At 74.0% G+C, this 24,365-nt stretch carries 16 protein-coding genes; 6 read left to right on the top strand and 10 right to left on the bottom strand.

Annotation, left to right across the window (positions count from 1 at the left end; all coding sequences use genetic code 11):
• Nucleotides 1-24: 24 nt before the first annotated feature.
• The 8 genes from ACFWZ5_RS16030 to ACFWZ5_RS15995 form a co-directional block, all read right to left on the bottom strand.
• The gene (locus tag ACFWZ5_RS16030; protein WP_384798087.1) at nucleotides 25-2,829 is read right to left on the bottom strand and encodes a hypothetical protein; all 2,805 of its coding nucleotides are present in this window, start codon (nucleotides 2,827-2,829) and stop codon (nucleotides 25-27) included.
• A 177-nt stretch (nucleotides 2,830-3,006) separates the two neighbouring features.
• Complete coding sequence (locus ACFWZ5_RS16025) at nucleotides 3,007-4,224, bottom strand: MFS transporter (RefSeq protein WP_384798084.1); 1,218 nt, start codon at nucleotides 4,222-4,224, stop codon at nucleotides 3,007-3,009.
• Between the two features lie 7 nt (nucleotides 4,225-4,231).
• A complete protein-coding gene (locus ACFWZ5_RS16020) occupies nucleotides 4,232-4,795 on the bottom strand; it encodes a GNAT family N-acetyltransferase (protein WP_384798081.1) in 564 nt (187 codons plus the stop codon).
• The gene (locus ACFWZ5_RS16015; protein WP_384798078.1) at nucleotides 4,796-6,001 is read right to left on the bottom strand and encodes a type III PLP-dependent enzyme; all 1,206 of its coding nucleotides are present in this window, start codon (nucleotides 5,999-6,001) and stop codon (nucleotides 4,796-4,798) included.
• A 19-nt stretch (nucleotides 6,002-6,020) separates the two neighbouring features.
• Nucleotides 6,021-7,346 (bottom strand): DUF6271 family protein, encoded by a 1,326-nt coding sequence (locus ACFWZ5_RS16010; RefSeq protein ID WP_384798102.1) that lies wholly within the window; start codon nucleotides 7,344-7,346, stop codon nucleotides 6,021-6,023.
• Between the two features lie 14 nt (nucleotides 7,347-7,360).
• Entirely contained in the window at nucleotides 7,361-8,407 is a 1,047-nt protein-coding gene (locus ACFWZ5_RS16005; RefSeq protein ID WP_384798075.1) for a phytanoyl-CoA dioxygenase family protein, read from the bottom strand.
• Between the two features lie 482 nt (nucleotides 8,408-8,889).
• Nucleotides 8,890-10,401: a glycoside hydrolase family 3 protein gene (locus ACFWZ5_RS16000; protein ID WP_384798072.1), complete on the bottom strand. Its 1,512-nt coding sequence runs from the start codon at nucleotides 10,399-10,401 to the stop codon at nucleotides 8,890-8,892.
• 283 nt (nucleotides 10,402-10,684) lie between these two features.
• The gene (locus ACFWZ5_RS15995; protein ID WP_384798069.1) at nucleotides 10,685-11,494 is read right to left on the bottom strand and encodes an AraC family transcriptional regulator; all 810 of its coding nucleotides are present in this window, start codon (nucleotides 11,492-11,494) and stop codon (nucleotides 10,685-10,687) included.
• Between the two features lie 129 nt (nucleotides 11,495-11,623).
• Between ACFWZ5_RS15995 and ACFWZ5_RS15990 the strand changes: the two genes are divergently transcribed.
• The 4 genes from ACFWZ5_RS15990 (at nucleotide 11,624) to ACFWZ5_RS15975 (ending at nucleotide 15,823) form a co-directional block, all read left to right on the top strand.
• Nucleotides 11,624-12,676, top strand: coding sequence for a FecCD family ABC transporter permease (locus ACFWZ5_RS15990; protein ID WP_384798066.1), 1,053 nt, complete (start codon nucleotides 11,624-11,626; stop codon nucleotides 12,674-12,676).
• 12 nt (nucleotides 12,677-12,688) lie between these two features.
• Nucleotides 12,689-13,879: a FecCD family ABC transporter permease gene (locus tag ACFWZ5_RS15985; RefSeq protein WP_384798063.1), complete on the top strand. Its 1,191-nt coding sequence runs from the start codon at nucleotides 12,689-12,691 to the stop codon at nucleotides 13,877-13,879.
• A 62-nt stretch (nucleotides 13,880-13,941) separates the two neighbouring features.
• Nucleotides 13,942-14,763 (top strand): ABC transporter ATP-binding protein, encoded by an 822-nt coding sequence (locus ACFWZ5_RS15980; RefSeq protein ID WP_384798099.1) that lies wholly within the window; start codon nucleotides 13,942-13,944, stop codon nucleotides 14,761-14,763.
• Between the two features lie 22 nt (nucleotides 14,764-14,785).
• The gene (locus ACFWZ5_RS15975) at nucleotides 14,786-15,823 is read left to right on the top strand and encodes an ABC transporter substrate-binding protein (RefSeq protein ID WP_384890777.1); all 1,038 of its coding nucleotides are present in this window, start codon (nucleotides 14,786-14,788) and stop codon (nucleotides 15,821-15,823) included.
• On the opposite strand, the gene ACFWZ5_RS15970 is transcribed toward ACFWZ5_RS15975, so the two are convergent.
• Both ACFWZ5_RS15970 and ACFWZ5_RS15965 read right to left on the bottom strand, forming a co-directional pair.
• Entirely contained in the window at nucleotides 15,810-17,543 is a 1,734-nt protein-coding gene (locus ACFWZ5_RS15970) for an ABC transporter ATP-binding protein (protein WP_384890774.1), read from the bottom strand. The genes ACFWZ5_RS15975 and ACFWZ5_RS15970 overlap by 14 nt on opposite strands.
• The gene (locus ACFWZ5_RS15965) at nucleotides 17,536-19,791 is read right to left on the bottom strand and encodes an ATP-binding cassette domain-containing protein (protein ID WP_384805117.1); all 2,256 of its coding nucleotides are present in this window, start codon (nucleotides 19,789-19,791) and stop codon (nucleotides 17,536-17,538) included. The genes ACFWZ5_RS15970 and ACFWZ5_RS15965 overlap by 8 nt, the downstream gene beginning before the upstream one ends.
• A 381-nt stretch (nucleotides 19,792-20,172) precedes the next feature.
• Between ACFWZ5_RS15965 and ACFWZ5_RS15960 the strand changes: the two genes are divergently transcribed.
• Both ACFWZ5_RS15960 and ACFWZ5_RS15955 read left to right on the top strand, forming a co-directional pair.
• A complete protein-coding gene (locus tag ACFWZ5_RS15960) occupies nucleotides 20,173-22,077 on the top strand; it encodes an SIP domain-containing protein (RefSeq protein WP_384805115.1) in 1,905 nt (634 codons plus the stop codon).
• A gap of 72 nt (nucleotides 22,078-22,149) precedes the next feature.
• Nucleotides 22,150-24,330, top strand: coding sequence for an FG-GAP repeat domain-containing protein (locus ACFWZ5_RS15955; protein ID WP_384805113.1), 2,181 nt, complete (start codon nucleotides 22,150-22,152; stop codon nucleotides 24,328-24,330).
• Nucleotides 24,331-24,365 lie beyond the last annotated feature (35 nt).

Genomic DNA, 24,365 nt, shown 5'->3' with positions numbered 1-24,365 from the left:
TACGAGCCCGTACGCCCGTTGTCGCTACGACGCGTTGCGCACCCGGCCGGTGAACACCGGACCCCGGTGTTCCTCCCAGTCGTCGTTGTCGTAGGTGTACTGCCGCAGCCGCACCGACTCCGTGCCCTCACGGACCCGGTCCTTGACGGTGGGGATACTGAAGTCGACGCTCCGCTTGCCCGCCTTGACGGTCACCGACATGTACGGGTCCGGCGACGCCTTGGACAGCGGGCGCTCCGGGTTCGGCTTGGCGAAGAGCTCCTTCTTGAGCCACCGCTTGTCGACGTCCTTGGTGGACAGCTCCTTGCCGCCGCTGACGCGCTCGAAGCGGAACGCGACCACCATCTCGACGCCGGCGGCCTCCGACAGCGAGACGCGCCACTTGAGCGGCTTGCCCTCGGTGACCTTGTCGGCGACCGGCTTCACGGTCACCTTCGGCATCGGGTCGTCCTCCTCCACGACGACCCCGCCGTTGTAGGCGCCGACGACCGCGTTGCCGACCGTCTTGGCGAACACGTCGTGCACGATCCGATAGCCGTAGCGCTTGTTGCCCTTGACCTTGAACGGCACATCGAGCGAGGTGTCACCGGGGCGCACCGTGACCGTCTTGACCGTGAACTTCTCGGGGTCCGCGCTCGGCACGAACAGGCGCACCTTGCCGGGGCCCTCGCCGCTCACGCGGACCGGAGCACGGTACGTCCGGACCCCGGAGTCGCCTTCCTTGACCGTCAGTTGCCCGATGTCGACGCGCGCCAGGGCCGAAGGACGGACCTCCGGCGTGCCGGGGCGCCAGCCCCAGGCGTCGACCAGCCAGGCCTTCCCCGACCGGCTGCGCGAGGTCAGCTCCAGGGACGTGATCTGCTTGAGGTCGAGCCCCGCGCGGGTGGCGGCCGCCAGCGGCACGCGCACCTCCTGGCCCCAGTACGAGGCCGTGGATTCGCTGCCCGGAAGGCCGTTGAGCGTCGCCCCGCCGAGCTTCGCGCGGTGGCCCGAGGCGTCGACGGCCGTCACGTCCAGCTTGGTGCCGGTGCTGTTGGGCGGCACGATCACGCGCAGCGCGAGCGACTCGGCGTCCGCAAGGGAGACCGGGCTCTTGGGCGTGACGGACATCGTGGCGCCCGCCCGCGTCCAGCGCATGACCAGGGCGTGCCGACCGGGGTCGGGCTCCACCCGGAAGCGCGCGTTGTGCGGGGACCAGCCCGTCTTGCCGGTCTTGAGGCAGCCGGCGGCCGTGCGGTCGTCGGTCTGGTCGCACAGCTTGCCGCCGGTCACCTTGAGCGAGGGGTCCGGGATCACGGCGGGCGTGCGGTTGCCGCCGACGGCGTGGCTGAGCACCCGCGCCGGGTTCGCCGACGGCGCGCTCTTGCCGGAGCCGTCGAGCAGCGGGCGCACCTTGTCGTCACCCTCGACGAAGAGCCGGGCCGCGGCCGCGATGTAGGTGGAGCCCGCCTTCTGCTGCTGCTTGGCCTTGAGCCGGGGGCCGTGGCCGGGCGAGCACACCGGGTCGGGCCGCGGGCCGCCGCCGTAGAAGTCGTCGCTGGCCGGCGCCTTCGCCTGCCCCGGCGTCCACTCGGTGTTGAAGAAGTTGTGGTTGGCGCCGTTCATGAAGACCGCGCTGTGCAGGGCCGAGCCGTTGCCCACACCGCGGGTGTTGTCCACGTAGAGCTGGCCCTGGAGGTCGGAGACGTCGCCGTCGCAGCCCGGCAGGATCGTCATGGACGGCACGTCCGGGTCGGGGTTGTGCCCGAAGACCGTGGGGCCGATCAGGACGGTGCCGCGGATCTGCCAGCGCGTCTTACCGGGGTAGCCCTCCTGGTCGGCGGGCGTCTTGTAACGGCTGTCGAGCGCGGCGCGGTTGACGCCGTCGCCGCCCCGGGAGTGGCCCACGAGCAGGACGCGCGACAGGTCGGCCGGAGCGGTGGCGCGCACGGCGGCCGGGGCCTGCGCCGGGTCGGCGGACCAGTCGGCGAAGCGGCCCAGGTGCTGGCGCACCAGGGACGAGCGGGCCTGCGCGCCGCCGTCGGCGGCGGAGTCGTCCTGGGCGTTGATGCCGTTGGCGGAGATCGACACCGTCACATAGCCCTGCGAGGCCAGGAGCTTCTGGTCGTGCAGATAGCCCTGGTAGCTCGGGATCGGCTTCATGCCCGACTTGCAGGGCCAGCCGCCGTCCGCGTCGCCGCCGGGCTTGTAGCACGTGAGGTGGCGGCCGTGCAGGAACAGGGCGAGGGGCCGCTTCCCGGGCGCGTTGACGGGACCCACCACCGTGGCCCGCATCTCGACCTTCTTGGGGAAGCCGGGCAGCTTGACCCCCGGCAGGTCGTACTCGCCCTTGACGGTGCGGTACGCACCCGGTTTGCCCGGGTCGACATCGGCCGCGGGCGCCTGCGCGGGGGCGGGCGCGGCGGCCCGGGACGGCGCGGCGGGCTCGGGCTTGTCGAGGCGGCGTCCCCCCGCCACCGCCTGAAGGTCCTTCAGGTCGTCCAGCGCGCGCACGCCGTTGCCGTCGAGCCGGAGCCGGAACGTGCGCTGGTCGTCGGTCGCCGTGGGCCGGCCGATGAGGCGGTCACCCGCGTAGAACTCGACGCGGGCGTCGCCCATCGGCACCTGCTCGGGCGCGCGCCAGACCAGATGCTGGTCGGGGCCGTCGCCGGTGAGGTCCCACCCCTTGGGAAGCCGGTCGTCGGGGCTCCCCACAGGGGTGGTGGATATGAGGTCGTCGGCGGGCTGTGCGTGCGGCCGTCCGGGCGCCGCGTGCGCCAGCTCCGGCAACCCCACCGCCAGTGCGAGTGCCACGGATGCGGCAGTCGCCAAGCGCGGGACACGGATCAAGACACTTCTCCTAGTCGTCAGTTCCCCCGTGGGCCCCGGTGCGTCACGGGCCCCTGTAAAGAGGATGTGAACTGACGTTCAGGGGTTGCCTGATGCTGTGAGCTGCTTGTGAGCCGCTCACCTCGCGCTCGTACGCCTCACGTTGTTCCTGTGCGTCTCACGCCGCTCTTGTACGGCTCACACCTTCGCCTCCTCCGCGGCGGCCGCCTGCGGCCAGCGGATGCGGGTGGCGCACAGGGAGACGAGGAGGGCCGACCCGGCGACGGCGGCCATGCCCCAGACCAGGCTGCTGCCGCTCGCGATGAACCCGATGACCGGCGGCCCGGCCAGCAGACCCGTCGTGCCCATCGCGGCGACCAGAGCGAGCGCGTCCGACCCCTGCCCGGCCGCCGCCACGTACACGCACGGGGTGACGGCCGCGAGGCCGAGCCCCATGAACGCGAAGCCGATCAGGGCCGGTACGACCCCGCCCGCGAGGAGCGCGCAGGCCAGGCCCGCGGCGGCCAGGACGCTGCCGGCGCGCACCACGCGGCCGTCGCCCCAGCGGGTGCGCCAGCCGTCGGCGAAGAGCCGCGCGAGCACCATCATCACGGAGACGACGGCGATGCCCAGGGGCGCCACCCGCGCCGAGGCGTCGGCGACGTCCTTCATGTACAGCGCCGACCAGTCGTTCATGGCGCCCTCCGCGACGGTGCCGAACACCATGGCGCCGCCCATCCAGAGCGTCACGGCGGCGGGCAGGGCCCATGTGCGCCGCTTCTTCCCCGCGGACTGATCGGCGGACTCCTCGGCCGACTTCTCGGCGGCTGAGTCCGTGGGCTGTTCCTCCGTCAGGAGCGCCGGCTCCGCGTACATCGCGAGCAGCAGAATGAGGACCGTCGCCACGCCGAAGTGCAGCGCCACGGACGACGTCAGCGCGCTCGTGCCGGAGGCGAGCAGCGCGGCACCCAGCGACCCGGCGCTGAACGTGGCGTGCAGCTTGGCCATGGCGGTGCGCCCGTGCCGGGATTCGAGGGCGGCGCCCTGCGCGTTCATGGCGACGTTCAGACAGCCCACGCCCACGCCGTCGGCGCACATGACGGCCAGCGCGATCGGGTAGTTCGGCGCCGCGGCCAGGGCGAGAAGGAGCAGGCCGAGGAACAGGGCCGAGACGAACGCGAGGCGCCGCGACCCCCAGCGCCGCGTCAGGGCGGCGACGAGCGGGAACGACGCCGCGGCGCCGACGCCGGCCGCCATGAGGAGCAGCCCGACCTCGGCCTCGCTCAGGTCGTGCCGCGACTTCAGCGCGGGGAGCCGCGCGGCCCAGGTGGCGTACTGGAATCCCAGGACGCAGAACAACGCCGCGATGGCGAGCTGTGCTCGGCGGAACTCATCGCGGGCACGCAAGGTGTGCATCAGGTCTTCAGCCTCTTCGTCTTTCCGGCTCTGTCTTTCCGGCGCCGCTGTGTCGTTCCGGCACCGGCGCGCTCATGTACAGCGCGTCCGTGCCGTAGCCGTCCGGGAGGGGAACCTCCCGGTGGCCCTGGAATCCCTGCGCCGACCAGAAGGTCTCGCTGCCCCCGATGGCGACCAGGGACATCCGCTCGTAGGCGCCCGCCCGCGCGGTCGCCGTGAGGTGGCGCAGGAGGCGCCGGGCCAGGCCCCGGCCGCGGAAGTCCTCGGCGACGACGAGGTCGTGCAGATGCAGATTCCGCGAGGAGTGGGCGGCCCGCTCCGTCCGCGCCAGATCGGGGCTCTGGAACGGCGGGTAGGGCAGCGCCAGGACGTAGCCCGCCGTCCGCCGCCCGCTGGCCAGGACGAAGCACGTGCCGGGCGAGGCGCGGGCACGGGACTCCAGGGCCGCCCGCCCCTCGGACAGGCCGAGGCGGGTGTACACCTCGGCCTCCAGGGCCGCGATGCCGTCCCAGTCGCCGTCGGCGATCGACCGGATCCGCACGTCGGGCCGCGGGCGCATGGTGTCGCCCATCTACCGCACCCCTCCCGGTGCGGCGGGCGTCCGGTCCCGCTCGCCGCGTATCCACGTGTACGGCAGCGGACCGAAGCCGTTGAAGCCCTGGGTGGTGTAACTGGTGGCGTACGCCCCGCAGGAGAGGATCCACACCGGGTCGCCGGACGCGGCCGCCCTGGGCACGTGGACCAAGCTGCCCTCGTGGCTGTACGCGTCGTCGCTGTCGCAGGTGGGCCCCGCGACGACGGCGGGCACGTAGTCGGTGCCGCGGTGCGAGGGGAACACCAGCGTGTACTGGAGCGCGTCCATCTCGTACAGGCCGTTGAACTTGCCGCAGCTGAGGTACAGCCAGTGCCGGCGCTCCCCGTCGGGTCCCCGCCGCGCGGACAGGCGTGACACATGGGCCCGCACCGCGCCGTGGTCGGCGACCAGGTACCGGCCCGGCTCGACGACGAAGTCCAGCTCGGTCGCCGACACCGCCCTGAGCCGCTGCATGCCCTCGCGGATCACCGCGAAGATCTTGTCGAGGGGCGGGTCGAGCGGCCTGCCGTGCCGGTCGCGGTAGCCGAGGGCGGGCAGGCCGCCGCCCAGGTTGATGTGGTCCAGGTGGATGCCGCGCCGGCCGAGGGCCACGAGCACGTCGGCCATCCGGTCGAGGGCGGCGCGCCAGGCGCCGGCCGTCATCTGCTGGGAGCCGACGTGCACGGACAGGCCCGACGGGGTCAGGCCCAGGGAGCGGGCGGTCCCCAGGACGAGGAGCGCGTCGGCGGGGGAGCAGCCGAACTTGTGGCTGAGCCCCCACAGGGCGCCGTCCCCGTCGGTGGCGAGGCGGCAGAACACGCGGGACCCGGGCGCGAGGGCCGCGACGGCCCGTACGTCCTCGACGCTGTCGGTCGCGAAGTCCCGGATGCCGCGGCGGTACGCCTCGGCGATGTGCTGGTCGGACTTGATGGTGTTGCCGTAGTGGATCCTGCTGGCCGGCGCGCCGGTGGCGAGGGCCGTCGCGATCTCGTGCGGGCTGGCCGCGTCGAAGCCGCAGCCGCGCTCGGCGAGGCAGCTGAGCACCTCGGCCACCGGGCAGGCCTTCATCGCGAACCGGACGGCGACACCCGGCAGTTCGCGCAGGAGCGAGTCGTAGCGCTCCTCGATGCCGAGCAGGTCGTAGACGAGTCGGTCCTCCGTGGCGGCCTCCAGGGCAGCCCGCAGGTGTGGCGTGACGTACATGATTGAATGCCCTGTTCCGTTACCGGAGACGCGAAGACACGGCTGTCGTGGCCGGCAGGCCCGCGCCCGCGGCCTCGATGAGCGCCGCCCAGACCTCGATGAGCAGCGCGAAGTCCTCCATGTCCTGGCGCGCCTCGTCGATGAGCCGCCGTCTGCGGGGACCGAGGGCGTCGGCGAACGCGGCGTACTTGCCGCCGAGCCTGCGGTAGGAGCGCTCCAGGACGTCGAGGCGCTGCTCGTTCTCGGCGGTGTCCAGGCGCGTGCTGTCCCGGACGAGCCGGGCGATCCGCGCGGCGCGGACGTCGTGGCGCTCGTCGAGCAGCTCCGCCCCGGCGCGCTCCATCTCCTCGTAGACGAAGTTCAGATACAGCATGGAGAGGAAGAACTTCGTGAACCGGTTCTGGTACGCGACGAAGCCGGCGTCGGTCCTGCGCTCGCCGGTGTAGAAGTTCACGATGTTGCGGTTGTGCAGGACGCCCGGCAGCGTTGCGTCGTACACCACGTGCATGAGGAAGTAGTCGCTGCCGATGGTGTCGGTCGCGGGCGGCAGCGGGATCAGTTCGTGCACGCGGTGGAAGGCGATGTTGCACATGTCGATCCGCATCGGGTCGACACGGGTGAGGACCGCCTGGTCCGCGGTGAACGGGTCGAGGCCCGCGCCCTTGAACGACTCGTCGACCAGGTCCCGCTTCTTCGCCTCCGGCCAGTGCGGGGGCGCCCAGAGGCTGACCACGTCGTAGTAGACCTCGCGGTCGAGCTCCTGGATCTCGGAGATGTCCACGGACAGTTCGCCGATGAAGGAGCTGCCGACCAGGACGACCGGCTTGTCGTCGTGCGCCGGGTCGAGGACGGTCTCGGTCACACCGGGCGCCGCGTCGGCCGCCCGCTTGCCGAGCGACATCAGCTCGTGGTGGATCGGGTACACGGGCTCGCCGTCGAGCTCCTGGTACGCGCTGTCCGAGTCCCTGCGGTGCACCGACGCGCAGCCGAGCGCCGCCGCGATGAGGAACGCCCGGTTGGTGCAGGCGCCGTAGGACAGCGCCGACGGCAGCATCAGGTCGAGCACGAGGTCCGGCTTGAGGACGTCGGCCCGGTGGACCACCTGCCGCAGGACGTCCCGCTGCCGGTCCTCGTCGAAGTGGTGGACGACCACGTTCGGCGCCCCCTGGACCGCGCGCGCGGCGCGGGCGTGCTCGGCGAAGTCGGCCGGCGCCGAGGAGTCGAGGATGAGCAGGTGCACCTCGACGTCGAAGTGCCGGGCCGCGTACAGCGCCTCCCGGCCGAGGGCCGAGACCATGGGGGCGCACGCCCTGTTGGTGGGCAGGGTCAGGCAGATCCTGCGCATCGCGTCCGCCCGGCTCACCGCTCGGCGGCTTCCGTGTGCCAGGACTTCAGGCCGAGCAGCTTCTCGCCGAGCTCGGTGAGCGTGGCCGTGCCGTAGCGCTCGGACTCGTGCTTGCGGGCGTCGCCGACCAGGGTCACGTTCCAGTCGGGCGTCGAGAGGTGGCGCCAGGACTCGACGCGCGACTTGCGCAGCGCGTGGTGCTCCTCGAGGGCGGGCATCATCGACAGGTACTGCACCGAACGGACGCCGTCCGCCGAGGTGTTGGGCGCCACGCCGTGCGCCAGCATGCCGTTCCAGATCAGCAGGTCGCCCGCTTCGAGCTCGGGCCGGACCACGGGGAACTCGGCCCGGTCGGTGTTCGGGCGCACCGGGTCGCGGTCGGCGGGCTGGTCGAGCTTCCACCGGTCGAAGCGGTGGAACAGCTCGGGGGAGCACTGGAAGCCGCCGAGCTCCGCCTCGGTGTCGTGCAGCGCGATGATGCCCTGGACCCGCTGCGGCAGGACGCTGCGCGTGGAGTCGACGTCCCAGTGCAGCTCGATGTCGAAGCCCTCGTCGGTGGGCTCGATCAGCGAGCGCGACCGGTTCCTGACGTTCGGCGGGTTGAGGTTGAGCCGGTCCAGGGTCACCCACAGCTCCTCGCAGTCCCAGACGTCCACGAACGCGTCGTAGACGCGCTGCGTCTGGCGGCTGTCCCAGATCAGCTGGTGGTGGTACGCCTCGACGAACCCGTAGACGTACAGGTCCCGCTCCAGATCCGTACGGAACTCCCGCTCCTCGTACCAGGTGTCGGGGCGCTCCCGGTCGAGGCCCTGGAACTCCCAGGTGAAGTCGAGGAGGCGGCGGGCGTGGTCGGCGGGTATCGCCTCCTTGACCACGACGTAGCCGTACGCCTGCCAGGAGGCGAACTGCTCGTCGGTCAGGACCCGCAGGGGCCGGGACTTCTCGATGTCCTTCAGCGGGAACTGCGCCAGGTACGTGTCGCCGTCCGCGCTGAAGTAGGGGAGCTCACAAGCGGCGCGGTACAGGTAGGGGGGTGCGGGCGGGCTGGGTGGGGTGGACACGGGGCTCCTCCAGGGCTCGGGTGCGCTGTGGACGGTCGTGAGGTGGGTGGGCAGGAGCGACCGCTGCATCGCAGGTCCGCGCGTGGGGGGAGGCCTCGGAGGGGAGGCGGCGACGAGCACGGCGTGGGGCTGCCGTCGTCGCGGGCCGGAATCGGCACGAGGGTGAGGGTGCGGTGCGGGTGGCGGTACGGGAGCGGGTGGGACCGGGCCGCGCGCTCCGCACGGGCCACGGTGGTGGCCTCGCGTGCGGAGCGGGCGGCGGATCGGGATGGGCGCGCGTCGGGATGAACTCCCGGTGGACTAGACCAGGTTCGGTTTCAACCAAGATGGACTAGACCAACAGTGAAGTCAACTCGTGTCCAACTCCGGAGTGTTGGCGTGTCGCGCCGCACCGCGCGGGTGCGTCGCGGTGTGTCAGCGGGCGACGCGGCTCCGTGACGGCCGCCCCTGGCCGTGGTGCCGCGTGCCCGCGCGGGCCGTGCTCAGGCGGTGCCGACGAGGACCTCCGCGGCGGCGATTCCGGAGACGCGGGTCGCGCCGTACGTGGTGAGGTGGATCGCGCCCACGTGCTCGCCCGCCGGGACGCCCATCTCGACGACCAGCGCGTCCGGGCGGCGGCGCACCAGGCCCGCGAGGGCCTGGGACATCCAGGGTTGCCGGGCCGCGTCCCGCACGACGACGACCAGCTGGCGGCCGGTCGCGGGCGCGAGGGCGACCCGGTCCAGCAGGCCGGGCTCGGCGGTGAGGTCGGACTCGGAGACGCGCACGGACGTCGTGCCGGGGCGCAGGGCGCGCAGCGGCTCGGCCACGCCCCAGGGGGTGGCGCCGTCGACGGCGAGGCTCATCGTCGCGGACAGCTCGACGACGTGCGGGTCGGCGGTGAGCGGCAGGTCGGCGCCGGTGCCCGCCCGGTGGACGCGGACGGCGCGGCGGGCGGCGACCAGGCCGATGTCGGAGGGGTCCGCCGCGGGCTCGGGCTGGCGCGTGAGGGTGGAGGACCAGGCGGCGAACTCCCGTACGCGCGTGGCGGCGTCGGCGAGGCGCTCCTCGGGCAGCGTGCCGTCGACGACCGCGCGCACGAGGGCGTCGGCGAGGTCGACGGTGGTGGACTCCTCGGCGTTCTCACCGCCGACGCACACCGCGTCCACCCCGGCGGCGACCGCCCGGACGGTGGCGCCGTCGATGCCGTAGGGGCCGCTCACGGCGCCCATCTCGATACCGTCGGTGACGACGAGCCCGGTGAAGCCGAGCTCACCGCGCAGCAGGTCGTGCACGATCGGGCGGCTGAGCGTCGCGGGCAGCTCGCCGTCGTGCGCGGGGACGAGCATGTGGGCGGTCATGACGGCGCGTACGCCCGCCTCCATGGCGGCCGTGAACGGCGGCAGGGCGGTGCGCGCGATCTCGTCGGCGTCGGCGGTGAACCGCGGCAGGCCGTGGTGGGAGTCCACGTTGGTGTCGCCGTGGCCGGGGAAGTGCTTGGCGCAGGCGGCCACTCCGGCGGACTGCAGGCCGCGGACCCAGGCGGCGGTCTGCCGTGCGACCACGTCCGTGTGCGCGCCGAAGGAGCGGACGCCGATCACCGGGTTCATCGGGTTGGAGTTCACGTCGGCGCTCGGGGCGTAGTCAAGCGAGACGCCGATCTCGCGCAGCTGGCGGCCGATGTCGCGGGCCACCCGCTCGGTCAGGGCGGCGTCGTCGATGGCCCCGAGGGCGAGGTTGCCCGGCCAGGACGCGCCGGTGCGCGCGTCGATGCGGGTCACGTCGCCCGCCTCCTCGTCGATGGCGACGATCAGGTCGGGGTTCTCGGCGCGCAGGGCCGCGGTGAGCGCGGCGACCTGCTCGGGGCTCTCGATGTTGCGCCCGAAGAGGACGACGGAGGCGAGCCCGTCGGCGATCCTGCGGCGCACCCAGTCCGGCGCGGTGGTGCCCACGAACCCCGGCTGGAGCACGGAGTTGGCAAGGCGGGTGAGCTGCGGGTGGCTGGTGCTTGCCATGAGGACCTCCGGAGGGGCGGGGCGCGGCGGCTCGGCCGACCGCGGCTGAGGCGGAGCGAACGAGGCGGATATTGGCCTATACCAATCGGAGGTGTCAAGGTGCCTGTGTGTGTTGAGTTGTGCCCAATTGGCCTGAATGCGCGGGGCATTGAGGTGGGTGGGGAGTGTGGGGTGTCGGAGGGGGTGGGGTGCCGCCGTCGTGCGGGTGGGGGTGCTGCGCGCGTGGGGGCGCCGCGCGATGGGCGGGCGCCGCGCGGCCGAAGTGCCGCGCGGCGGAAGGAAGTTACGCGGCCGTCCCCCGCACGCCGGCCGTCTCCTTCATGTACGCCCCCGGCGTCCGGTCGAAGTAGCGGCGGAACGCCAGGATGTAGCCGTTCGCGCTCACGAAGCCCACGCGGGTGGCCACCGTGCTCACCATGTGCCCCTGGCGGAGCAGGTCGAGCGAGTGGTTCAGGCGGAGCCGGGTGCGCCACTCGGAGAAGGCGAGCCCCGTCTCGGCGCGGAACGCCCGGCGCAGGCTCGTCGAGCTGGTGTAGAGGTCCCGCGCCCACTGGGTCGCCGTCCGCTGGTCGTGCGGCGCCCGGCTCAGCTCCTGGGCCACCGCCGCGGCGGCCCGGCTCGTGGGCCGGGGCAGCGGCAGGCTGTCCTGGTGCCCGGCGCACAGCGCGGCGAACACGGCCGGATCGTCGTGCGCCGCCTCCGAGCTGCGGATCCGGCCGAGCAGCAGCCGCCGTTGGGCGTCGGTGACGTTGACGGTGGTGGCGTCCCGGTACGGCAGGTGGTGGCGGGCCGCGTCGAAGGTCTCAGGGACGACGATCGAATCGGGCTCGAAGCGGCCGCTGTGCACCACCCCGGCGGGCAGCCACAGCGCGACGGACGCCGAGAGCGCGTGCTCGCGGCCGCCCGCGGTGATCACGACCCGGCCGAGCGGGACGTACAGGAACTGGTGGAAGTCGTGCACGTGCGGGGGGTGCCCGCCCGCGGCGATGAACTCGTCGTCGGCGAGGACCTGTTCGCCGGTCACCAGGTCCTGCCCCTCGGCGTTCCGGGCCGCGCAGGCCCGGTCCCACGAGGCGGTGGTGGTCACGGTCATGGCAAACCTCCCCCGGGGTCGCGGTTGACCCCTGATTGTGAGCGGCGCGCCTCCGTCATTGGACTGTCCGCGCGGTCAGTAAGGGTAGCCTAACCCGGAATTTTCCCAGGTGAGGAGCCCAGAACCGCCATGATTGACACGTCCCCGCCGGTGGAGTCGGCACCGTCAGCGCCGCTCGCGAGGACCCGCTCCTCGCGCGGCGCGACGGCGTTGGCCCTCGCCGGACTCGCCCTCGCCGCCGCGGTCGTCGCCAGCGTCGGGCTCGGCGCGCGCGACATCTCACCGCTGGACGTCGTGCGCATCCTGCTGCACGCGGGCGGCGACGGCTACGACTCCGACGTCCTGTGGACGGAACGCATCCCGCGCACCTTCCTCGGCCTCCTCGTCGGCGCGGCGCTCGGCGGCTCCGGCCTGATCATGCAGGCCCTCACCCTCAACCCGCTGTCCGACCCGGGCGTCCTCGGCGTGCAGCAGGGCGCCGCCTTCGCGGTCGTCCTCGGCATCCTCTTCCTGGACGTCACCGGCGTGAGCGGGTACTTCTGGCTGGCCCTCGCGGGGTCGGCGGTCACCGCGGTCCTGGTCTACCTGATCGGCACCCGCACCAACGCGGGCAGCTCCACGATCGGCCTGGTCCTCGCCGGGGTCGCCGTCGCCGCCGTCCTCGCGTCCCTGAGCACCCTCCTCGTCGTACGCGACGAGGCCGTCTACGCCCATCTGCGCTTCTGGTCGGTCGGCCAGCTCGCCGGGCGCTCCCGGGCCCTGGACGACATCACGCCGTTCGCGGCCGTCGGGCTGCTGCTCGCGCTGCCGCTCGGCCGCACCCTCAACATCCTCGGCATGGGCGACGAGACGGCCCGCGGGCTCGGCGTCAAGGTGGAGCGGGCCCGGCTCGCGAGCGCCGCCGTCGCGGTGCTGCTGTGCGCCACCGCCACCGCCGCGGTCGGCCCGGTGGCGTTCGTCGGCCTGGTCGCCGCGCACTGCGCCCGCATGCTGGTGGGCGCCGACCACCGCTGGTCGCTGCCCCTCGCCATGGTCCTGGGCGCCGTCCTGCTGCTCGCCGCCGACACCGCGGGACGCCTGGTCCTCGCCCACGGCGAGGTGCAGGTCTCCGTGATGACCGCCGTCGTCGGCACCCCTTTCTTCGTATGGCTCGCCCGCCGCGGCGACCTGGCGCGGGTCTGAGGGGTTCCGCAGATGCTCGACGTCCACGACGGCCAGTTCGGCGACCACGGCCGGCTCGGGGAACACGGCCGACCTGATGCCCACGGCCGACTCGATGACCCCGGCAAGCATGGGGAACGCGGCGCACCCGTCCCGCCCGCCCCGCAGCCGGGACCCGCCGCACGCGCCACGACGCTCGCCCGCCTGCGCGCGAACCGCCGCGCCCGCAACCGGCGCACCGCCCTCACCGCCACCGTCCTCGGCGCGGCCCTGCTCGCCCTGCTCGCCGCCTCCGTCCTGACCGGGCTGCGCCGCGTCGACCCCTCCGACGTGCTGCCCGCCGCGTTCGGCCTGCGCACCGGGCTCGCCGACTACACCATCTTCCGCATCCGGCTTCCCCGCGCCCTGGCCGCGCTGCTCTCCGGCGCCCTCTTCGGCCTGTCCGGCGCGCTCTACCAGCGCCTCATCCGCAATCCGCTGGCCACGCCCGACATCGTCGGGATCTCCGCGGGCGCGGGCGCCGGGGCCGCCACGGTCCTCGTCCTCTTCCCGGCGATCCCGTCCGGCTCCGCCCCGCTCGCCGCGGTCGCGGCGCTCGCGGGCTCCTTCCTGCTCGTCGCGGTCGTGCAGGCCCTGAGCTGGCGGCAGGGCGTCGACACGTACCGCCTCGTGCTCGTCGGCATCGGCATGAGCGGACTCTGCACCGCGTACACGAACTATCTGTTCAGCCTCGCCGACCAGCACAGCATGGCCCTGGTGCTGCGCTGGCTCGTCGGCAGCGTCAACGGCGCGACCTGGGAAGGCGTACGGATCCTCGCCCTGGCCCTCGCCGTCTGCGCGGCCGGGGCCCTGGCGCTCGGCCGGTCCCTGTCCGGGCTCACCCTCGGGGACCAGCTCGCCACCGGGCTCGGCACCCGCGTGGGCCGCACCCGGGTCGCGGCGCTCCTCGTCGGCGCCGCCGCGGCCGCCCTCGCGACCAGCGTCGTCGGGCCCATCGGCTTCGTGTCGCTGGTCAGCGGGCCGATCGCGGCCCGTGTCGCCGGCGTTGAACGCGCGCTCGCCCTGGCCCCGCCCGTCGGCGCGGTCCTCGTCCTCGGCGCGGACGTCCTCGCCCAGCACGCGCCGGTCGTCAGCCCGGTCCCCACCGGCGTCCTCACCGCGCTCATCGGCGCGCCCTACTTCGTCCGGCTGATCCTTCGGCGCGGACAGGGAGCCACCTCGTGACACCACGCAAGACACTCACCGCACCCGACCGGCGCGACCCGCGCGGCGATCCCCAACAGGACGTGGCTAACCGGCAGTTGAGCCTCGAAGCGCGCACCGTCAGCGCCGGTTACGGCAGGACCCGGATCATCGACGGCCTGTCCCTCGGCATCGAGACCGGCGCGATCACCGCCCTCGTCGGCCCCAACGCCTGCGGCAAGTCCACGCTCCTGAAGTCCCTCGCCCGCCTCCTCCCGCTCGCGTCCGGCGCGGTCCTGCTCGACGGCGCGGACCTGCACGCCCTGCCGACCCGGGAGGTCGCCCGGAGGCTCGGCATCCTGCCGCAGACCCCCGTCGCGCCGGAGAGCATCACCGTCGGCGACCTCGTGTGGCGGGGCCGCCATCCGCACCAGCGGTTCGGGCGGCGCCGGGCGGCCGGCGACGAGGCCGCCATCGTCGACGCCCTGACGGCCACCGGCACCGCCGACCTCATCGACAGGCCCGTCGACCAGCTCTCCGGCGGCCAGCGCCAACGCGTGTGGATCGCCCTGGCGTTGGCGCAGGACACCCCGACGCTGCTGCTCGACGAGCCCACCACCTATCTGGACGTCGCCCACCAGATCGAGGTCATGGACCTGCTCGCCGAGCTCAACGACGCGTCGGGCAAGACGATCGTCCTGGTCTCGCACGACCTCAACCAGGCCGCCCTGTACGCCGACACGATCGTCGCGATGCGCGACGGCCGGATCGTCCGCCAGGGCCCGCCCGACGAGGTCCTCACCGAGCGCACCGTCCGCGACGTGTTCGGCCTCGACTGCCTCGTCGTCCCCCATCCCCGCACCGCGCGCCCCCAGATCTTCCCGCTGGGCCGCCGCACGCTCCCGACTGTCCCCGAGGACCACTGAAGTCATGAGGAGAACCCAGCCCGTGAAGACCCGCCCCGTACGCCACCGCCGTGCCGCCCGCCTGTTCCTGGCCGCCGCCGTCTGCCTCGGCCTCGTCACCGCCTGCAGCGCCCCGGGCGGGGGTGACGACGCCAAGGGCGCCTCGGACAAGGGGAGTTCCGGCGGCTTCCCCGTCTCCCTCGCCAACGCCTGGGGCACGACGAAGGTGCCGAAGCGGCCCGTCAAGGTGGCGACCGTGTCCGACGGCGACACCGCCATCGCCCTCGCGCTCGGCATCGTGCCGGTGATCACCCCGGACGTGGAGGACGGCAAGAAGATGGCCGCGTACAAGCGCCGCGCCCTCGACAAGCTGGGCGCGAAGAAGCTGAAGACGTACGACGACACGGACGGCACCGACTACGAGGCCATCGCCGCCGAGGAGCCCGACGTCATCCTCGGCGTGAACACCTGGGAGATGGACACCGACTACGACAAGCTCACCCCGATCGCGCCCGTCGTCACCTTCACCGACAAGAAGCAGACCAACACCATGACCTGGCAGGACCGCCTGAAGACCGCCGCCAGGGCCCTCGGCCTGAGTGCCGAGGCGGAGGGGGTCATCGCCCACAACCGGAAGGTCACGGCGACCCACGCCGCCGCGTTCTCCGAGCTCAGGGGCGCCACGTACACGTACGCCGTGGTGCACCCGGAGCAGATCAGCTACATGTCGTACGCCGACCAGGATCCGGGTGTCTTCGAGGAGCTCGGCCTGCGCAAGAGCGCCAAGGCGAAGAACTACGCGCCCGACCGCAACGGCGTGAGCCTGGAGAACCTGGACCAGCTGGAGGCGGACGTGCTCCTCATGACGTACCCCTTCGGCGACGAGGGCGTCATCAGCAGGTCGGAGCTCAGCGGCAACAAGCTCTTCCGGTCCCTGAAGGCCGTGCGCGGCGGCCACTTCGCGGTGGTGCCGTCCGACAACGGCCTGGCCTCCGCCATCGCCTACCCGAACGCGCTGAGCGCGCCGTGGGTGGTCGAGAAGCTCACGCCGCTGCTCGCCAAGGCGCTCAAGGGCAAGTAGCCCGCCGGCCGTCCCGGTCATCGGAGGACCGGAGGGCCATCTCTCCCGAGGGCAGGGTGAGGACACGGCGCGCGCGAGCGATGGTCTCCTTGCGGTGCGCGATCACCACGAGTGCCGCGTCCCCGGCCGCGGTGGAGAGCGCCGCCTCGATCCGCGCGGCGGTCGCCCGGTCCACCCCCGCCGTCGCCTCGTCGAGGACGAGGACCGCGGGGCGGGCGAGCACGGCCCGTACGAGCGCCGCCAACTGCCGCTCCCCGGCGGAGAGTCCGTACGTGCCCACCCGGGTGTCCAGGCCGTCGGGCAGCGAGGACACCCACGCCGTGAGGCCGAGCCGGGCGACGGCGCGCTCGGCCTCGCGGCGGCCCGCGCCCGTGCTCACCATCGTCAGGTTCTGAAGGAGCGTGCCGTCGACCAGGACCACGTCCTGCGGCACGAGCACGATCCGCTCCCGCACCCGGGCCTGCGCCACCGCCGCGAGGTCGTGCCCCGCGAACGCGACCGTCCCGCGGTCGGGGGCGTAGAGCCCGGCGACGAGCTTGCCGAGCGTCGACTTGCCCGAACCCGTCGGGCCCGCGATCACCAGGCGGTCCCCGCGCTCGACGGTCAGGGACAGGTCCGCCACGACGTCGCCGAGTCCGGGCCCGTACGAGAATCCGACGCCGCGCAGCGTCAGCTCGCCGCGCTCGGGCAGCGGCGCGCCGCCCCCGTCACCGGCCGGTGACCCCGCCGCCCCCAGGAGGTCGAGGACCCGGGCGAGGCGGACATGGGCCTCGCGCGCCTCGCCGACGGCCCCCGCGAGACCCTCGAAGCGCCGGAAGACGTCCCGCGTGGCCATCAGGAACACGACGGTCACCCCGACGCTCAGAACCCCGCGGCCCACGAGCGCCGCCCCCGCCACCAGCAGGACGGCCACGCAGGCCCCCTGGACCAGGGCGAGCCGGTTCAGGCGCAGCTCGGCGCGGGCCTTCGCGCGCTCCGCGCGGAGCAGCCGTTCGTTGTCGGCGTCGAACCGGTCGAGCCAGCGCGGTACGGCGCCGCTGGTGCGCAGCTGCTCCTGCGCGGGCAGGGACTCGGCGAACCGCGCCGCCACCGCCGCCTCGGCCGCGGCCACCTCGCCGTACGCGGGCCCCGCGCGCCTGCGGAAGTCGCGCACCACCAGGACGGCGGGCGGCGCGAACGCGAGCAGGAACGCGAGGGTCAGCGGCAGCGAGTGCGCGGCCAGCATCACAACGGTGCAGGCGAGCACCGTCACGGCCGTCGCCAGGTCGGGCAGCGTGCCGCCGACGAACGCGGCGAGGCCGTTGATCTCGCCGGTGAGGCGGCGCAGCAACTCGCCGCCGCGATGGGCCTCCACGAACCGCAGCGGCGCGCCGCCGACCGCCGCCGCGGCCCGCTCCCGCAGGCCCGCGAGCGCGCGCCCGCCGACCCGGACCAGACAGGAGCGCGACAGGAAGGTCAGGACGCCGCCGACGGCGACGAGCAGCAGCACGGCCAGGACCCGGCGCACCAGCGCCTCCCGGTCCCCTCCGGCCGCCGCGTCCACGACCCGGCCCGTCGCGGCCGTCACGCCGACGGCGAGCCCCGCGCCCGCGAGGTTGAGGGCCGCGGTCACGCCGAGGGCCGCGCGGTGGCCGCGCAGGAAGGGGGCGGCGCGGCGGAACACGGCGCGCTGCGCGGGCAGTTCGTCGAGCAGGCGCACGGTCGGCGCGGGCTCAGGCATGCAGGGTCACCTCGTGGTCGGCAAGGGCGCGGGCGGCGGGGGAGTGGGTGGCGAGGACCACGACACGGTCGGCGGTGGCGGCGCGCAGCCGCGCCAGCACCTGCGCCTCGGTCGCGGAGTCGAGGGCGGACGTGACGTCGTCGAGCAGCAGCACGGCGCAGTCGCGCAGCAACGTACGGGCCAGGGTGACGAGTTGGCGCTGCCCGCCGGACAGGGCGCGCCCGCCCTCGCCGACCTGCGTGTCGAGCCCGTCGGCGAGCGGGGCCAGCGCGAGGTCGAGTCCGGCGACCCGGCCCGCCCACGCCAGGTCCGCGGCGCCGTGGTCGCCCGACAGGAGCAGGTTCTCGGTGATGGTCCCGTGCAGGAGCAGCGGGTTCTCGGTGACGAGGCCCACGGCACGGTGTACGTCCTCCGGATCACCGCCGCCGAACTCGACGGTCCCGGACGCGGGCACGAGCTGCGCCATGGCGCGCAGCAGCGTGCTCTTGCCGGAACCGGTGGCCCCGGTGAGCGCCACCCACTCACCCGGCGCGGCCGTGAGATCCAACGGCCCGATGACCGACCGCCCCACACGACGCACCGCGAGCCCCCGGACCCGCAGCACGCCGTACCGCGGCAGACCCCCGGGCCCCCGGGGCTCCACCGCGTCACGCCGCTCCGCGCCGCCACGCCGCCACAGCCCGCCCACGTGCCGGTGCCCCGCCACAACACACGCCCCTACCGGGCCACGCGACCCGTCCATGCCCCGCCCCTCGGCCCCGTCCCACGGCCCGGCCGCGTCGCGCGACGCTGCCACGCCGCGTCGAACGGCGGCGTGGTGTGGCTCTGCCATGTCGTGGGGCTCGGCGAGGCCGTGGGGCTCGGCCGCGTCTTGGGGTTCGGCCGCCTTGCACGGCTGCGGCACGTCGTGTTGCTCCGTCATGCTGTGCTGCCCGGCTGCGTCGCGCGGCTCCACCTTGTCACGTGGCCCGGCCACGGCGTGATGCCTCGCCGTGCCCCGCTGCCCGGCCACCTCATGGTGCTCCGCCGCACCCCATCGCCCCGTCACGCCCCGAGCCCCGCCCACGTCACTCGGCTCGGCCATGTCCCGCTGCCCTGCCACGGGCCGCGCTCCGGCCGCAGCGCGTTGCCCCGCCACGTGAGGTGACCCGACCGCGCCACCGTGTCCCGCCGCAACACCCCGCCCCACCGCACCCCGCGCCCCCACATCACCCTCCCGCTCGCCACCCCACCCCGCCGAGTCACCACGCACCCCCGCCAGATGAAGGACCCCGGCGATGCGCTCGGCGGCGACTCGGGCCTCCGTGTGGTCGCCGAGGCGGGCCGTCAGTACGGCGGTGGCGTGGGCGACCGTGCTCATCCACAGGACGAACGTGGTGAGTTGGCCGACCGTGATCCGGCCGTCGAGTACCGCGTGGCCGCCGACGAGGAGGCCCGCGGTGACGGCGAGCAGGGGGACGACGTACGCCACCGCCTCCCAGGCCGCGCCGACCACCGCGAGGCGCAGGGTGTGCCGGGTGACGGCGGCGCTGTGGCGCCGGTGCCGTTCGACCATGAGCCGGTCCGCGCCGACGCCGCGCAGCGGCAGCAGGGCGGACAGCAACTGCTGTACGGCCGCCGCGCGCCCGGCGTGCGCACGGGAGAGCTCCGCGGCCCGCCGCCCGTACAGCGGCGGGAAGACCCGGCTGACCAGCAGGAGCACCGGCAGGGTGAGCGCCGCCACGAGCAGGAGCAGCGGGTCGAGGCCCGCCATGGCCGGGGTGAGGACGAGCCCGGTGACGGCGATGACCACCCAGGCCGTCAGGCCGTGCACCCAGACGAGCACGGCGTCGACATCACGCGTGGCCCGGGTGGTGAGGTCGCCGAACCCGCCCGCCGCGCCCCGCATCGTGGCGGTGTCGACGGCGAGGACCGCCCGCAGCAGCCGGGCCCGCAGCCGGACCCCGGTGCGGGCCCGGGCGACGGCGGCCCACAGCTGCCAGCCGCGCATCCCCGCGTACTCGACGGCCGCGACCACCACGAACGCGCCCGCCCAGGCGGCCGCCACGGCGGGGTCGCCGCCCCGCACCCCGGAGTCCACCGCACGCCCGAGCACCCACGGGAGCGCCAGGAACGCGCACTGCCTGAGCACGGCCCAGGCCACGGAGCGGACGAGCTGCGGGCGCTCCTGGCGCAGACAGTCCCGCAGCAGGCGTGCGGCGAGGTCGGGGGGCGGCGGGGCGGGGGAGCCGGGAGGAGGGGAGATCACCGGCGTCACCGTAGGAGCGGCCGCGCGGACGCCGTCGAAGCGGGCGGCCCGCGCGGTCCAACCGCGCGGCCGGTCACGGCCCGGGCGCAAGGCGCCACCCGCCGGGCCGCCGTGACGGACCGGCGGGTGGCACCGCCGTGGCCGGCTGGTTGGATCGCACGCCCCGCGCCGCGCCTAGCGTGACGGGCCCTGCCGTACGCGTCCCCGCCCTGCCGAAGCCCGAGGCGAGCCGCGCGACGCCCCGTGCGGCACCCCCTACCAGGAACCCGTACGGAACCCCGTACCAGAACCCGTACGGAACCCCGTACCAGAACCCGTACGAGACGACGTACCACAAGCCCGTACGAGACGACGTACGCGCCAGCACGAGGAGCCCCAGCGATGTCCAGCCGAAACCCCCGACCGCTCGTCACCTTCCCCATCGTGCTCAGGGAGCTGAGCGTGCTGCGCGTCGCCGACGTGACCCCGGGCATGCGGCGCGTGACCCTCGGCGGCGCGCAGCTGCGCGCCTTCCACCGGGACGGCCTCGACCTGCCCGCCCTGCGCACCGAGGGCTTCGACGACCACGTGAAGTTCTTCTTCGCCGACGGCGACCGCGACATCGTGCTGCCCCGGCAGAACGCCACGAACCTCGAGTGGCCCGAGCACGCCCGCCCCCTCGGCAAGGACTACACGCCGGTCCGCTTCGACCCGGACGCGGGCGAGCACGGCGAGGTCGACTTCGACTTCGTACGCCACGAGGGCGGCGTCGCCTCCTCCTGGGCCGAGCACGCCGCACCGGGCGACACCGCCTGGATCGCCGGGCCGAAGTCGTCGGGCGGCCACCCGGAGGGCGCCGACTGGCTGCTCGTCGTCGGCGACGAGACGGCGCTGCCCGCGATCGGCCGCTGGCTCGCGGAGATGCCCGAGGGCACCACGGCGCGCGTGTTCGTCGAGGTCGGCGAGGACAGCCACCGCCAGGACCTGAAGACGCGCGCGGACGCGGAGATCACCTGGCTCTCCCGCGACGGCGCCGCGCCCGGCACCACCGACCTCCTGGAGCAGGCCGTACGGAAGATGACCTGGCTGCCCGGCACGGTGTTCGTGTGGGCGGCGGGCGAGACCCGGACGCTCAAGGGCATCCGGCGCCATCTCACCGTCGACCGCGGAGTGCCCCGCGAGCAGACCCACATCACCGGCTACTGGCGCCGCGCGGAGCCCGCACCGCAGACGGCGGGGCCCGCGGGCACGCACACGGCACAGCCGGACGCGCACGAGCGGCTGCACCGACTCACCGACGTGGGACCGGCGTTCGCGATCCGCGCCGCCGCCACGCTCGGCCTGGTCGACCTCGTCTACGGCGGCGTCAGCGACCCCGGCGAACTGGCGCGCTGCGCCGACTGCGACCCCCGCACCCTCTCGGCGCTGCTGTCCTACCTGGTGTCCCTGGACGTCTTCGCGTACGACGCCGACAAGGGCTACCGGCTCGCGGCCGTCGGCGACGAGCTCGTCGAGGACGGCCACTCCGCCGCCGAGTACGACCTGATGGGCGTCCAGGCCGCGCTCGACCTGGCCCTGACGAACCTGCCCCACACGGCGCGCACCGGCGCCGCCGCCAGGCCCCTGGGCGAGTCCCTCGCCCAGGCGTCCCGGCTCGGCGGACCGGCCCGCGCGCTGGTCGAGGACGAGGCGCGCTGGGTCGCCCCGGGCCTCGTCGCGGGCTACGACTGGTCCACGGTGCCGTATCTGACCGCCGGTGGGCACGGCGCCGCCACCCTCGTCAACGCGCTGGTCAAGGAGTTCCCGGCGCTCCACGCGCGGATCGAGGTGCTGCCGTCGGAGTGGCGGGTGGTCGAGGAGGAGATCCTCGACGCCGACGTCCTGCCGCGCGTCGAAGTGCTCCCGCAGCTGGAGCGGTGCCCGCGCGGCGACGGCGGCCTGCTGCTCCTCGCCCGCTTCCTGGACCGCCTTTCGGACGACGAGGCGGTGGGCGCCCTCGCGGAGGCGGCGACGACCCTGGCGGTGCGGGGCACGGGCGCCCTGCTCCTGGTCGAGTACGTCAGCGACGGCACGCATGTCGGCGACGCCGACGCCGACGGCGGCCCGGCCGCGGACCCCGGCGCCGTCCTCCGCCATCTGCGCCTGAAGTGCGCCTTCGGCTCGGGCCTGCGGACGGCGGACGAGGTCACCGCGCTCGCCGCCCGGGCGGGCCTGACGACCGCGTCGTGCGAGGGCGTCGGCTGGGGGCACCGCCTGTGGGTGCTGCGGGCGTCGGCACCCGAGCCGACCGGGGACGAAACCCACTGAGCACCGTGATCTTGGCTGATATACGCTTCGCCTGTTTTCATGGCATTCACATCCCGGGGGGGACTTTTTCCCATGATCAAGCAGTCGAAGATCAAGCAGTCGAACGTGCCGTCACGCGCGCTCGTGGGGAGCGCGTTCATACCCGTGCTCGCGCTCGCCGTCGTCGCGCCGGACGCGCAGGCGCTCCCGGCGGCCAAGGCCCCGGCCGCCGCCCAGGCGGCCCCGGCCGGGCACGGCCCGTGGACCGCGCCGAAGGAACTGCCCGGCGTCACCGACGTCGTCGACCTGAAGGCGAACCGCGACGGCACCGTGGCCGGCCTGTTCGACCGGGGCGACGAGCGGGTCCTCGCGGTGCGGCCCGCGGGCAGCGCCACGTGGGGGCCCGCGAAGCCCGTGTCCGGAGCCTGGCTGCAGCGCACCGACGACGGCGCGGTCTCGCTCCTGTCGTCGACGCAGCTCGGCAGCGGACAGCTGAACACGCTGAGCCTGGCGCGCCTCGCGCCGGACGGCACCGCCTTCGGGCCCGCGGAGGAGGTCGCCAAGGGCGAGGCGTTCCACCGCCCCACGCTCGCCGCCGACGCCTCGGGCCACCAGGTCCTCGCCTGGATGGACAAGGACCGCAAGCTGACCGTCAGGGAGCGCCTGAGCCCGGACGTCGGCTGGTCCCGGCTCGTCACCCTCGACCAGCTCCCCGAGCCGATCGTCCGCGACGACCACACCTACGACTACCGGCTGTACGACCTGCGCGTCGCCGTGGCCGAGGACGGCACCGTCGGCGTGCTCTGGGGCGGCAACAGCGACTACCAGGGCGACGGCGTCGACCCGGACCCGACCGCGTACAAGTGGCACTACAAGTACCTGGAGAAGGCCGCGGGCGCCGATTCCTGGACCGCGCCGCGCGACCTGCCGCTGCTCGGCGACAAGCCCAAGAACGTCAGCTTCGCCGCGCACCCGAAGGGCGGGTTCCACCTGCTCTCCGACGGCGTGTACGCCTGGAAGCCCGCCGGCGTGGCCCAGTGGGGGCCGACCCAGAAGACCGGGATCGGCGCGGGCAAGTCCGCTCCCGCGGAGCTCCTGACGGCCCCGAACGGCGACGTCACGGCAGTCGGTTGGCAGACCGGCGGCCGGATCGCCGTCGCCCGGCGGCCCGCCGCCGACGGGGCCTGGGGCCCCGCCCGCGAGCTGGCGCGCTCCGCAGCGGACGGCTCCCTGAGCGCCGCGCAGAGCCCGGCGGGAGAGGTGGTCGTCGGGTACGCGCAGAACCGTTACGAGCTGGGGCAGAAGAGCCGCGTCGACTTCGTCACGACGACCGTCGCCGCGAACGGCATCGCCCGGCCGGGGACCCTGAACGCGCCGACGAAGGGCACCGCGAGCTACGGCCGGATCGCCCTCGACGGCCGGGGCCGCCCGACGACGGCCTGGACGCAGGTGTCCGACGACTGGCGCACCCGCACCTCGTTCACCGCGACCGCCGCCGAGCGCGCCCTGCCCAAGTGGCACGACTACTCCCACGACACCCGCGGCGACCTCGTCGGCATCTCCACGACCGGCGCCCTGAACCTGTTCACGCAGGACGGCGCGCAGCGCCCCTTCCAGCTCAGGGACTGGCCGGTGAAGACCCGGGTCGTGCCGTTCGGCGACTTCGACGGCGACCGCGTCAACGACCTGATCCTGCGGCTGCCCGACGGCGAGACCCGCCTGTACACGCCGGTCCTCGGCGGCATGCCGACCCCGGAGTCCCCGTACAGGAAGCTGGCGCGCGACTGGTCCAAGTACGACACGATCCTGGCGAGCGGCGACCAGACGGGCAACGGCCGCCCGGACTTCCTGGCCCGCGACAAGGCCACCGGCGACGTCTACCTGTACGCCTACAAGGACAAGGACGGCTTCGCGCCGCGGGTGAAGATCCGCTCCGGCATGACCGGGTACAAGCGCCTCATCGGCGCGGGCGACCTCAACGGCGACGGCATCGGCGACGTCCTCGCCCTCGACGGGTCCGGCAGTCTGTGGCGGTTCAACGGCACCCGCACGGGTCGGCTGGGGGACCGCGTCCGGGTCTTCAAGGACTGGGGCGCCTCCTACAAGGACGTCATCGGCGCCGGTGACGTCGACGGCGACGGCAAGCACGACCTGGTGTCCCGCGACACCTCCAACCGCCTGTGGCTGAACCCGGGTTCGGGCACAGGCACCTTCGCGGGCCGCAAGCAGTTCGGCGAGGCGCCCTACTGGAAGCAGTGGGCGGCCATCGGCTGACGCCCCCGCCGGTGGCGTCGCGGGCGGGGCGGGTC

Source organism: Streptomyces sp. NPDC059003, assembly GCF_042740445.1.
In the GTDB taxonomy this organism is placed as follows: Bacteria; Actinomycetota; Actinomycetes; order Streptomycetales; family Streptomycetaceae; genus Streptomyces.
The sequence above is the reverse complement of the archived record's forward strand: the minus strand, read 5'-3'. Positions and strand labels throughout refer to the sequence as shown.